Source organism: Novosphingobium sp. B-7 (assembly GCF_000410615.1).
GTDB classification, from domain to species: domain Bacteria; phylum Pseudomonadota; class Alphaproteobacteria; order Sphingomonadales; family Sphingomonadaceae; genus Novosphingobium; species Novosphingobium capsulatum.
On the sequence record NZ_APCQ01000480.1, the window covers coordinates 1 to 12,415 of the forward strand.

Consider the following 12,415-nt stretch of genomic DNA (forward strand, 5'->3'; position numbering starts at 1 on the left):
CGGAGGACGTGGCGGCCCTGCCAGTGGCCGCGCTGGACCTGAGCGAGGAGGCCGCCAGCGCACTGCGCCGCGCCGGGCTCAAGCGTCTGGGCGATCTGGCCACACGCCCGGCCCCAGCCCTGGCTGCCCGCTTTGGCGAAGGAGTGGTGCTGCGCCTGCGCCAGTTGACCGGAGACGTTGCCGCCCCCTTGGCCCCGCAACCCATGCAGGCTCCGATCCGGGCCGAGGCCCGCTTTGCCGAACCTATCGCCCGCACCGATGACGTGCTCGAGGTGGCCGAAAATCTCTTGCGCCAGGTTGCCGCGCAGATGGAACAGCGCGGGCTGGGCGGGCGGCGCTTTGTCCTGACCCTGCATCGCAGCGATGGCGCGCGGCGGGTGCTGACGGTGGAAACCGGCCAGCCCACGCGCGATCCGCCACTCGTGGTGCGCCTGCTGCGCGAGCGGATCGACAACCTGGCTGATCCGATCGATCCCGGCTTCGGGTTCGATGCCATTACCCTGGCGGTCAAGCGGGCCGAACCCCTGGCTGCGCGACAGACCGGACTGGACCAGGCGGAGGAAAACCAGGACAATCTGCAGGCGCTGATCGATCGGCTGGGTGTGCGGTTGGGCCAGGATTCCGTGTTGCGCCTGATCCCGGCCGATCGCCACATGCCCGAGCAGGCACAGGTTCAGACGCCGGCCGCCAAATGGAACGGAACCGTTTCGTTTTCCCTTGCCGCCATGCCCCGCCCCCTGCTGCTGTTCGATCCGCCGCAGGGGATCGAGGTGATCGCCGGAGTGCCTGATGGCCCGCCGCTGCGGCTGCGCTGGCGCGGCACGGTGCATGAAGTGGTCCACGCCGAAGGGCCCGAGCGCATCGCGCCAGAATGGTGGCGCCAGCGCGGCGGGCATATGGGCACCGGCGCAGACCGCACCACGCGCGATTATTACCGGATCGAGGATGGGCGCGGCCGCCGCCTGTGGGTGTTCCGGCGCGGCCTCTATGGCACGCAAACCACGCCGGCCTGGTATGTCCACGGGCTGTTTCCATGACCGGGGTTCCGTTCTTTGCAGAACCTGTCGCTGCCACCAATTTCAGCTTCCTGCGCGGGGCGGCCCATCCGGCGGAAATGGTGGCGCGCGCGCATGGACTGCGCCTCAAAGGCATCGGCATCGCCGATCGCAACAGCGTGGCCGGTGTGGTGCGTGCCCATGCCGCGTGGCAAGAGATTGGCGGCAAGGCAGGTGGCTTTGCCCTCAAGGTTGGCGCGCGGCTGTGCTTTGCCGATGGCACGCCCGATATCGCCGCCTATCCCACCACGCGCGCGGCATGGGGGCGGCTGACGCGCCTGCTCACCATGGGCAATCGCCGCGTGGAGAAAGGCGAGTGCCACCTTACCCTGCCCGATCTGCTGGACCATACCGATGGCGTGGCCCTGATCGCGATGGACGGCAGTGCCGATCTGCTCGCCCGCCTGGCCGAGGCTGCGCCCCACCTCTGGCTGGCGGCCACGATGCCGCGTGCCGGGGCCGATGGCCGCGATCTTGCCCGGCGGATGGCCTTGGCGCAAAGCGCCGGCGTGCCGCTGATTGCCAGCAATGATCCGCGCTATGCCGTGCCCGAAGACCGCCCCCTGCATGACGTGCTGACGGCCACGCGGCTTGGCACCACCGTGCATGCCGCCGGGCGCCGCCTTGCCGCCAATGGCGAGCGGCATATCAAGCCGCCGGCCGAAATGGCCCGTCTTTTCACCCTGTGCCCAGAGGCCCTGGAAGCGACACGCGACTGGCTGGATTGCATCGATTTCACGCTGGACCAGATCGTATATGAATACCCGCACGAGCCGGTACCGGAAGGCTGGAACCCGCAGGCTTGGCTCGAACATCTGGTGCGGGAGAATGCAGCACGCCAGTTCCCCCATGGCCTGCCGCCTGGATACCAAGAGGTTCTGGATGAAGAGTTTCGCCTAATCTCTTCAAAAAATTATGCTTATTATTTTCTGACGGTGCACGATGTGGTGCGCTATGCGCGCAGTCTTTCCCCGCCGATCCTGTGCCAGGGTCGTGGATCTGCGGCCAATTCCCTCGTCTGTTATCTGCTCGGCATCACGCCGATCGATCCGGTTCAGGAAAAGCTGCTGTTCTCTCGCTTCCTTTCCGAAGAGCGCCATGAGCCGCCCGATATCGACGTGGATTTCGAGCATGAGCGGCGCGAAGAGGTGATGCAATATATCTACCACCGCTACACCCGCGAGCGCGCCGGGATCGTCGCCACGGTGATCCGCTATCGCCAGCGCAGCGCCATTCGTGACGTGGGCAAGGCGCTGGGCCTGTCGGAAGATGTCACGGCGCGGCTTTCCGGCACGGTGTGGGGCAGTTGGGGGCGCGGCTCGCTGCCCGAAGAGCGCCTGTCGCAGGCCGGGTTCGACCCTGAAAACCGCGAGATCGCCCGCCTACGCGACATGGTCGATCGGTTGCTGACGTTCCCGCGCCACCTTTCGCAGCATGTCGGCGGCTTTGTGCTGTGCCAGAGCCGGCTGGATGAACTGGTGCCGATCCACAATGCCGCCATGCCCGATCGCACGTTCATCGAATGGGACAAGGACGACATCGACGTTCTCAAGCTGATGAAGGTGGACGTGCTGGCGCTGGGCATGCTCACCTGCATCCGCAAGAGCTTTGACCTGATGGAGCGGCTGAACCTGGGGCGCTATGCGTTGGCCACCGTGCCTCGCAACGACGTGCCGACGTTCGACATGCTGTGCCGGGGAGACAGCGTGGGCACGTTCCAGGTGGAGAGCCGCGCGCAGATGGCGATGCTGCCCCGGATGAAACCGCGCAAGCTCTATGACCTGGTGATCCAGGTGGCGATCGTGCGACCGGGGCCGATCCAGGGCGGCATGGTTCATCCCTATCTGCGCCGCCGCAATGGCGAAGAGAAGGTGGAGTACCCCGGCCCGAAAGGTGAATTGCAAGAGGTTCTGGAAAAGACCCTGGGCGTGCCACTGTTTCAGGAGCAGGCGATGAAGCTGGCCATCGTGGCCGCCGGCTTCTCCCCGCCCGAGGCCGATGGCCTGCGCCGTGCCATGGCCACGTTCCGCAACCATGGCACGGTCACCAATTACCAGGAGAAGTTCATCACCGGCATGGTTTCGCGCGGCTATCCGCCGGATTTTGCCGAGCGCTGCTTTGAACAGATCAAGGGTTTTGGCGAATACGGTTTTCCCGAAAGCCACGCCCAGGCCTTTGGCTGGCTGGCCTATGTTTCGTCATGGCTGAAATGCCACTATCCCGGGGTTTTTACCTGCGCCCTGCTCAACAGTCAGCCCATGGGGTTCTATGCCCCGGCCCAACTGGTGCGCGATGCGCGCGAACACGGCGTGGTGGTGCACGGGCCCGATGTGAACCGCAGTTGGTGGGATTGCACGCTGGACGATGCCCGCACCCTGCGCCTTGGCCTGCGGATGATCGATGGCTTCAAGGAAGAATGGGCCGCCGCGATCGTGCGCGCCCGTCTGGCTGGCGTGTTCGGCTCTCCCGAAGACTTGGCGCGCCGTGCCGAACTGCCGCCGCGCGCGCTGGCGCTTTTGGCCGATGCCGATGCCATGGTCTCCCTGGGCCGCGATCGGCGCCAGGCGGGCTGGGACGTGCGCCGCGTGCCGCCCAGGCAACTGCCCCTGTTTGCCGCGCTGGATGCGCCCGAACTGGCGGCCGAACCCGATGCGGCCTTACCCGCCATGCCCCTGGCCGAAGAAGTCGTGGCCGATTACCAGACCCAGCGGCTTTCGCTCAAAGGCCATCCGATGCAGTTTTTGCGCGACAGCTTTGCCGCGCGCGGCGCGATATCCTGTGCCGACGTCAACGCCGCGCGTGACGGGCACAAGGTGCGTGTGGCCGGCGTGGTGCTGGTGCGGCAACGGCCCGGCAAGGGCAACGCCATTTTCATTACGATCGAAGACGAAACCGCCGTGGTCAATGCCCTGATGTGGGCCCGCGATTTCGAGAAGCAGCGGCGCCCCGTCATGGCGGCGCGGCTCATGGTGATCGATGGAGAAGTGCAACGCAGCAAGGAAGGCGTGGTGCACCTGATGGTGTCTTGCGTTCATGATGCCAGTGCTGCTTTGGCACAGTTGCAAGAGGATGGTGGAGTGCCAGCGCCCGATCCCGCCATGGCACGGCATCCGCGACAGGTGCGGGTGTTGCCGAGATCACGGGATTTTCATTGAGGGGCAAACCTCGCGTAGGGCCCCGGATCAAGTCCGGGGCGACGGGAGACTTTAAACTGACGAACGATCCAACAATCGTCGCCCCGGACTTGATCCGCGGCCCCACGCAACCTCGAATGCCAACAAAAAAGCCCGGCCATCCCTTTGGACAACCGGGCTTTTCCATCATACTCAAATCAATCAGCTTGCCGGCAGCAAGTGCCGTTCGCCGGCGATGCGCTGCATCGCCTTTTGCAGCTTTTCAAAGGCGCGCACCTCGATCTGGCGCACGCGTTCGCGGCTGACGTTATAGACCTGGCTCAGTTCTTCCAGCGTCTTGGGGTCATCTACCAGGCGGCGATCGGTCAGGATGTGACGCTCGCGATCGTTGAGGCTGCCCATCGCTTCGACCAGCATGTCGTGGCGATAGTGCGCTTCCTCGGCGTCGGCCACCGTCTCGTCCTGCAAGGGGCGATCGTCGGTCAACCAATCCTGCCAAGTGCCCTCGCCGTCTTCGCGCAGCGGCACGTTCAGGCTGGCATCGCCACCCATGATCATGCGCCGGTTCATGTTGATCACTTCCTGCTCGGGCACGCCCAAGTCGGTGGCGATCTTCTTGACGTCTTCGGGCGACAGGTCGGTGTCTTCGAACGCCTCGAGGTTCTTCTTCATGCGGCGCAGGTTGAAGAACAGCTTCTTCTGCGCAGCGGTGGTGCCCATCTTGACGAGGCTCCACGAGCGCAGAATGAACTCCTGCATCGAGGCCTTGATCCACCACATGGCATAGGTTGCCAGACGGAAGCCGCGATCGGGCTCGAACTTCTTGACGCCCTGCATCAGGCCGATGTTCCCTTCGGAAATCAGCTCGGACACGGGCAGGCCATATCCGCGATAGCCCATGGCGATCTTGGCCACGAGTCGCAGATGGCTGGTCACCAGCTGCGCTGCGGCTTCAGGATCGGCATGTTCCTGATAGCGCTTGGCGAGCATGTATTCCTGCTCAGCCGTAAGCACCGGAAATTTGCGAATCTCAGAGAGATAGCGGTTGAGGCTAGCTTCCCCGCCCAAGGCCGGAACGGTCGCGGGGGCTTTGGCCACTGCTGTCTTGTTGCTCACCTGAACACATCCTTTCGTCGCGTCAGTTCCCCGATGAAGAACCTCTAGCGAGCATTCCCCGGTGGGGCCACACATCCTTTTGGTACACAGTAATCGATTTATACCATGATCAAGCTCAAGAACCGCCCAGTTCGACAATCAGTTCCGTCATATCGACGGGCGTCGAGCTGGTGAAATGGAGCGCTTCACCGCTAATGGGGTGAATGAAACCCAATTCTGCCGCGTGCAGTGCCTGCCGGGCAAAGCCGATCCGGGCCAGAATGGGGCGAATTCGTGCGGGTGCGCGTCCATAGACAGGATCACCCAATAGCGAATGGCCGATTGATGCAAGGTGAACGCGGACCTGGTGGGTTCTCCCCGTTTCCAGGCGGCATTCGACCAAGGCCGCGCCATCAAGGGGCGACAGCGTCCGATAGTGCGTTACCGCATGCTTGCCGCGACCATCATCGACCAGGGCCATCTTCTTGCGATCATGCACCGAACGCGCAATCGCGCCACGGATCGTGCCAGCAGCGGGCATGGGCCGGCCGGCGGTAACCGCCTTGTAGGCGCGCACGATCGAGTGATCGGCAAACTGGCGGGCCAGCCCCTCGTGCGCGGCATCGCTCTTTGCCACGACGAGCAAGCCCGAGGTATCCTTGTCGATCCGGTGTACGATGCCTGGCCGTGCCACACCGCCGATACCCGAAAGCTGCCCGCGGCAATGATGCAGCAGCGCGTTGACCAGCGTGCCATCGGGATTGCCGGCGGCCGGGTGAACGACCAGCCCGGCCGGCTTGTCCACCACGATCAAGGCATCGTCTTCGTAGGTGACCGATAGCGGAATATCCTGCGCCACCGCCTCTGCCGGGACCGCGGCGGGAACGCGCACGACGAATGCAGCGCCAGCGGCAACCTTGAGCGAGGCCTGGCGAACGCCCTGCCCATCCAGCGTAATGCGCCCCTCGTCGAGCAGCGCCTTGACCCGCTCGCGCGACAGGCCGCTGGCGTCGGCCAGAGCCTTGTCAAGGCGGCCGGGCGCGGCGATCGTGCCGGTCAGAATGTCGTCTAATTCCCCCATTGGATTGAGGATATGGGTATTCTTTGGCATGGGAACAAGGGGGTAGGCGATAGGGATAGACCAAGTATGGTTGGCCCCTTATCTCACAGCGCTATGGCCTTTCATGCCTACCTGCTGCTCTGCGCCGACGGATCGTTTTATGCTGGGCATACAGACGATCTGGAGGCGCGCATGGCGCAGCACCAACACGGCATAAGCGGCTATACGGCAAAGCGCCGCCCAGTCCGACTGGTCTGGCAGCAGGACTTTGCCACACGGGACGAGGCGTTGTCGGCTGAGTTGCGAATCAAAAGATGGTCTCGCGCAAAGAAACAGGCCTTGATCGACGGTGACTGGGATCGGTTGAAGATTTTGGCGCGCAATCGGCAAGGCAGTGGGGTTCAGCCAGGGGGCTTCGACAGGCTCAGCCCGAACGGAGGGGGGGATAATGAAGTTGTTGTCACCCAAACGCCGTTCGCCCTGAGCTTGTCGAAGGGCGCCAGCGCAACGCTTGATATGACCCTATCCCCCGCCGCCCTTACCGCCATGCTCGACGCAGCGGCGCGGGCGCACCCGCTTGAGGCATGCGGGCTCTTGTTCGGCCATGGAAATCATATCGCCTTGGCGCAGGAATGCACCAATGTGGCACCAGATCCGTCGCATCATTTCGAGATCGATCCGGCCGGATTGATCGCCGCGCACCGCGCCGCGCGTGCCGGTGGGCCGGCATTGATCGGCTATTTTCATTCGCATCCCAATGGTTTGGCGCGTCCTTCTGCCACTGATTCTGCCCAGGCGGCGGGCGATGGCAGGATATGGGCAATCGTGGCGCAGGGACAGGTGAGCCTGTGGCGCGATGCGCCATCTGTATTTCAGGCGCTTTCCTATCACGTCGCAGACGGTTAAGGCGCATTGCTGGGGAGAGGATGCAGCAGCAGCCGATCCCGACGCATTGCATACCCCGGAAGGCTTCCCAATCTGCCATGACCATTGCCACGCTTGATCTCGCCAGCCTGCTCTGCTCGCGGCTTTGCCACGACCTGTTGAGCCCGGTGGGCGCGCTTACCAACGGGCTGGAACTGCTGGCCGAGGAACGCGACCCGGAAATGCGGCAGAAGTGCATGGAATTGCTGGAACAGAGCGCGACCAGTTCGGCCAACAAGCTGCGTTTCTTCCGCCTGGCGTTCGGTGCAGCCGGTGGCTTTGGCGATATGGTGCCCGTGGCCGAACCGCGCACGCTGGTCGATGCGCTGGTTGCAGCCAATCCTCGCATTTCAGTGGCCTGGGCCCTGGCGGACGACATGCTGCCCAAGGCGGCCGTGAAAACGCTGCTGAACCTGTCCCTGATCGGGATCGAAGCGCTGGTGCGTGGCGGCAGCCTGGACATCGCCGGCGAAGTGCGAAACGGCGCGACCGAGCTGGTAATCCGCGCCAGCGGGCCGCGCATTGCGTTCGATCCGCTGGTGGCCCAGGCCCTGGCCGGCACGCTGCCGCCGGCTGAACTGTCCAGCCGCACCGCGCCGGCTGCCATGCTCTATCAGCTGGCGCAGAGCCTGGGCGGTGGTTTCCAGACCCATGTTGCCGCCGACGCCCTGGTGCTGGGCGCCATGCTGCCGGTTCGTTGACAGACCGCCGCGCCGCATGAACCGCTGGCTGGTCCATCGCGAGGAGCCGTCGCCCAATTTCAACGAGCGACGGCTGCCGGTAACGATGATCGTGCTGCATTATACCGGCATGCAGAGCGCGGCCGAGGCGCTGGAGCGCCTGAAAGACCCGGCTGCCGAGGTTTCGGCGCACTACCTGATCGATGAAGACGGCACGGTGATCCGCCTGGTCGACGAAGCCAAACGTGCCTGGCACGCCGGGCGCAGTTTCTGGCGCGGCATCACCGATGTCAATTCCGCCAGCGTGGGGATCGAACTGGTCAACCCCGGGCACGAGTTTGGCTATCGCCCCTTCCCCGATGCCCAGATGGAAGCGCTGGTGCCGCTGCTGGGCGATATCGTGCGCAGGCATGACATTCCCCGCGCCAACGTGGTGGGCCATTCCGACGTGGCGCCGGCCCGCAAGACCGATCCGGGCGAACTGTTCGATTGGGACATGCTGGCCCGCTATAACCTGACCCTGCCCCGCCCCCGCCCCAAGATGCGTCTGCTCTATGATAACGAAGGCGCGTTTTTCCTGGCGCTCGAACGCTTTGGCTATGATGTCAGCGACAAGGAAGCAGCCGTTGCCGCATTCCAGCGGCGCTGGCGTCCGCACAAGATCGACGGCGAGGTGGACGGACAAATCGGCGCATTGCTGTTCGAACTGCTGTTGGCGCGCGACCTGGGCCATGCTAGGTGACGCCCTCGCGCCGGGGAGCCGGGCAGCCGCGTCATCACTTCGTCTGATGCCGAGGAAAGTCCGGGCTCCACGAAACAAGGGTGGCGGGTAACGCCCGCCGGCCCGGTGCAAACCGGGCAAGGGAAAGTGCCACAGAGAGCAAACCGCCGACAGGGCTTTTCAAGCCTTGGGCAAGGGTGAAAGGGTGCGGTAAGAGCGCACCGCGCGACCGGCAACGGAAGCGGCAAGGCAAACCCCACCCGGAGCAAGACCGAATAGGGGCAACGCGCATCCCTCGTGGATGCAGGCGTGTTTCGCGCCAGTTGCCCGGGTTGGTTGCTAGAGCGGCTTGGCAACAGGTCGCCAAGAGGAATGGCTGCCCGTGCCGATACGGTCCACACGTGGGATACCGTCGGTGCGACAGAACCCGGCTTATAGGCTCCCCGGCGCGTATTCAGTCAGACCAGGCAAATGTTAGCTCCACTAGGCCGGTGCGGCGTCTGTCAGTCATGACAGCCTCAGCCATCTGCCGAGGCGTTGAAATCGGCCTGTTTGCAGTATCGTATTCAGGCCATTTGGACTGGGCCTCTGCCAAAATAGGGCCAATGGCCTGTGCAGGCCGTGATACCATGGCCCTATGGATCAGCCTGCGCCCCGCCCGTTCGCCCGCTTCTTCACCCCGCTCGCCGGGGAAACCCCGCTGCGCCAGGCGATCACCGCCGCCACGCGCCGCAACGAGCGAGCCTGCATTGCAGCGCTTGTGCCGCAAGCGACCGTGCCCGAAGACCTGCGCGCGCCGATCGCGGCCACGGCCAGCACCCTGATCAGCCAGTTGCGCGCCGATGCCCGCCCCGGCGCGGTGCAATCACTGGTGCAGGAATATGCGCTGAGCAGCCCGGAGGGGGTCGCGCTGATGTGCCTGGCCGAAGCGCTGCTGCGTATCCCCGACGTGGCCACGCGCGACGCGCTGATCCGTGACAAGATCGCGCCTGGTGATTGGCGCGGCCACGTGGGCAAGGATCGCCCGCTGTTCGTCAATGCCGCCTCGTGGGGGCTGCTCGTGACCGGTCGCCTGGTCCAGGCCGAGGACGAGGCCGGTCTCGGCGCCAGCCTGACGCGCCTGATCGCGCGGATGGGCGAGCCGGTGATCCGCCGCGCGGTGGACGCGGCGATGCGCATGATGGGCGAACAGTTCGTCACCGGCGAAACCATCGAGGAAGCATTGCGCCGTGCTGCCCCGCGCGAGGCCAAGGGCTTTGCTTTTTCCTACGACATGTTGGGCGAAGCGGCGATGACCGCCGCCGATGCCGATCGCTATAACGCGTCGTACGAGCAGGCGATCACCGCGATCGGCAAGGCCAGTGCCGGGCGCGGCATCCATGGGGGCCCGGGCATCTCGATCAAGCTGTCGGCGCTGCATCCGCGCTATGCCCGGGCCAAGGCCGAGCGGGTCAAGGCCGAACTGCTGCCGCGCGTCAAGGCGCTGTGCGTAATGGCCAAGGGCCATGACATCGGCCTCAACATCGATGCCGAGGAAGCCGACCGGCTGGAGCTGTCGCTTGACCTGCTGGAAAGCCTGGCGACCGATCCCGACCTCGCCGGATGGAATGGCCTGGGCTTCGTGGTGCAGGCCTATCAGAAGCGCTGCCCGTTCGTGATCGATTGGATCGTCGACCTGGCGCGGCGCGCGGGCCGGCGTATCATGGTGCGGCTGGTCAAGGGCGCCTATTGGGATGCCGAGATCAAGCGCGCGCAGGTCGATGGCCTCGCTGATTTCCCGGTCTATACGCAAAAGGTCCATACCGACCTTGCCTATGTCGCCTGTGCGCGCAAGTTGCTGGCCGCGCGGGACGTGGTGTTCCCCCAGTTTGCCACCCACAACGCGCAATCGGTGGCGACCGTGCTGCACCTGGCTGGGCCCGATTTCACGATGGGCGACTATGAGTTCCAGTGCCTGCACGGCATGGGCGAAGGGCTGTATGACCAGGTCGTCGGCGCCGACAAGCTCAACCGCCCATGCCGCGTCTATGCCCCGGTGGGCACGCATGAGACGCTGCTGGCCTATCTGGTGCGGCGCCTGCTGGAAAACGGGGCCAATTCCTCGTTCGTCAACCGCATCAACGATCCGGCTGTCTCGATTGACGAACTCGTGGCCGATCCGGTGGCGGTGGTGACGGCACAGGTAGATCCCGGCGCGCCCCACCCGGCGGTGGCCCTGCCCGCCGCGCTCTTTGCCGATCGCCGCAATTCGAGCGGGCTCGACCTGGCCGATGAAGCGATCCTGGCCGATCTTGCGCCGCGCCTGATGGCCAGCACGGAACGCGCATGGCAGGCAGGGACGGCCGGCGAACCTGGCACGGGCGAGGCGGTGCGCAATCCGGCCGATCATCGCGATATCGTGGGTGAAGTCTGGCCGCTGGACGCCGCAGGTGCGCAAGCCGCCGTGGCCCGCGCCCAAGCCGCGGCGTCGATGTGGGCGGCGACCCCGGTGGCCGCACGCGCGGCGATGCTGGAACGCGCGGCTTGCCTGCTGGAAGACGAAGGCCGCGCCTTGATGGGCCTGATCATGCGCGAGGCCGGCAAGACTGCCCCCAATGCTGTGGGCGAAGTGCGCGAGGCGGTGGATTTCCTGCGCTATTACGCGGTGCAGGCGCGCAGCACCCTGGCCCATACCAGCCCGCTGGGGCCGGTGGTGTGCATTTCGCCGTGGAACTTCCCGTTGGCGATCTTTGCCGGGCAGATTGCCGCCGCGCTGGTGGCGGGCAACCCTGTGCTGGCCAAGCCGGCCGAGGAAACGCCGCTGATCGCGGCACAAATGGTGCGCCTGTTCCATGCCGCCGGCATTCCCGCCGATGTGCTGCATCTGGTGCCCGGCGATGGCGCGATTGGCGCTGCGCTGGTGGAGGCGCCAGGCGTTGCGGGGGTAATGTTTACCGGATCGACCGAAGTGGCGCGGATTATCCAGCGCACCCTGGCCACGCGCAGCGATGCGAGCGGCCGACCGATCCCGCTGATCGCCGAAACCGGCGGGCAGAACGCGATGATCGTCGATTCCTCGGCCCTCGCCGAACAGGTCGTGGCAGATGTCATCGCCTCGGCGTTTGACAGTGCGGGCCAGCGCTGTTCCGCGTTGCGCGTGCTGTGCCTGCAGGAAGACGTGGCCGATCGCACGCTGGCGATGCTGCGCGGCGCGATGGCAGAGCTGACTGTCGGCAATCCCGATGCGCTGGAAACCGATGTGGGGCCGGTGATCACCGCGCAGGCGCGCGACGGGATCGAGGGACACGTGGCAGCCATGGCCGAGCGCGGCGCGCGGGTGCACCGCCTGCCCCTGCCCGATCAGTGCGCCAACGGCACGTTCGTGGCGCCGACGCTGATCGAGATTCCTGGCCTTGCTGCCCTTGGCCGCGAAGTGTTTGGCCCCGTGCTGCATGTCGTCCGGTTTGCCGCGCGCGACATGGATCGTCTGATCACGCAGATCAACGCCACCGGTTATGGCCTCACCTTTGGCCTGCACACCCGGCTGGATGATACCGTGGCGCGGGTGACGCGGGCGGTGGAAGCGGGCAATCTCTATGTCAACCGCAACACCATCGGCGCGGTGGTGGGCGTGCAGCCGTTCGGCGGCCGGGGCCTTTCGGGCACGGGGCCTAAGGCGGGTGGCCCGCTCTATCTGGCGCGACTGGTGCGCGGCGCCACGGGCAACCCGCCCGTTCTGGCTGGCGCGCTGGGGCAACCGGGCCCTG

At 65.3% G+C, this 12,415-nt stretch carries 8 protein-coding genes and 1 other RNA gene; 7 read left to right on the forward strand and 2 right to left on the reverse strand.

The window, feature by feature from the left end:
- Nucleotides 1–1,037: DNA polymerase Y family protein (locus H926_RS0105750; protein ID WP_022675462.1), on the forward strand; the 1,037-nt coding region annotated here is incomplete at its 5' end.
- The gene (locus H926_RS0105755; protein WP_022675463.1) at nt 1,034–4,210 is read left to right on the forward strand and encodes an error-prone DNA polymerase; all 3,177 of its coding nucleotides are present in this window, start codon (nt 1,034–1,036) and stop codon (nt 4,208–4,210) included. The genes H926_RS0105750 and H926_RS0105755, both read left to right, overlap by 4 nt.
- Nucleotides 4,211–4,390: 180 nt before the next feature.
- On the opposite strand, the gene rpoH is transcribed toward H926_RS0105755, so the two are convergent.
- Complete coding sequence (gene rpoH, locus H926_RS0105760) at nt 4,391–5,305, reverse strand: RNA polymerase sigma factor RpoH (protein ID WP_022675464.1); 915 nt, start codon at nt 5,303–5,305, stop codon at nt 4,391–4,393.
- 115 nt (nt 5,306–5,420) lie between these two features.
- The gene (locus tag H926_RS0105765) at nt 5,421–6,365 is read right to left on the reverse strand and encodes an RluA family pseudouridine synthase (protein WP_022675465.1); all 945 of its coding nucleotides are present in this window, start codon (nt 6,363–6,365) and stop codon (nt 5,421–5,423) included.
- A 93-nt stretch (nt 6,366–6,458) separates the two neighbouring features.
- Between H926_RS0105765 and H926_RS35535 the strand changes: the two genes are divergently transcribed.
- The 5 genes from H926_RS35535 to putA all read left to right on the forward strand — a co-directional run.
- Nucleotides 6,459–7,250: a Mov34/MPN/PAD-1 family protein gene (locus tag H926_RS35535; RefSeq protein WP_369801234.1), complete on the forward strand. Its 792-nt coding sequence runs from the start codon at nt 6,459–6,461 to the stop codon at nt 7,248–7,250.
- 77 nt (nt 7,251–7,327) lie between these two features.
- Entirely contained in the window at nt 7,328–7,969 is a 642-nt protein-coding gene (locus H926_RS0105775) for a histidine phosphotransferase family protein (RefSeq protein ID WP_022675467.1), read from the forward strand.
- 16 nt (nt 7,970–7,985) lie between these two features.
- Nucleotides 7,986–8,690 (forward strand): N-acetylmuramoyl-L-alanine amidase, encoded by a 705-nt coding sequence (locus H926_RS0105780; RefSeq protein ID WP_022675468.1) that lies wholly within the window; start codon nt 7,986–7,988, stop codon nt 8,688–8,690.
- Between the two features lie 10 nt (nt 8,691–8,700).
- An RNA gene (rnpB, locus tag H926_RS30715) (RNase P RNA component class A) lies at nt 8,701–9,120 on the forward strand.
- Between the two features lie 186 nt (nt 9,121–9,306).
- Nucleotides 9,307–12,415 (forward strand): bifunctional proline dehydrogenase/L-glutamate gamma-semialdehyde dehydrogenase PutA (gene putA, locus H926_RS0105785; RefSeq protein ID WP_022675469.1); only part of this gene is annotated, 3,109 nt, incomplete at its 3' end.

Coding starts and splice junctions, on each gene's coding strand:
- H926_RS35535 (WP_369801234.1), top strand. CDS start 6,459: ATGGCCTTTCATGCCTACCTGCTGCTCTGCGCCGACGGATCGTTTTAT.
- H926_RS0105780 (WP_022675468.1), top strand. CDS start 7,986: ATGAACCGCTGGCTGGTCCATCGCGAGGAGCCGTCGCCCAATTTCAAC.
- H926_RS0105755 (WP_022675463.1), top strand. CDS start 1,034: ATGACCGGGGTTCCGTTCTTTGCAGAACCTGTCGCTGCCACCAATTTC.
- H926_RS0105775 (WP_022675467.1), top strand. CDS start 7,328: ATGACCATTGCCACGCTTGATCTCGCCAGCCTGCTCTGCTCGCGGCTT.
- H926_RS0105765 (WP_022675465.1), bottom strand. CDS start 6,365: ATGGGGGAATTAGACGACATTCTGACCGGCACGATCGCCGCGCCCGGC.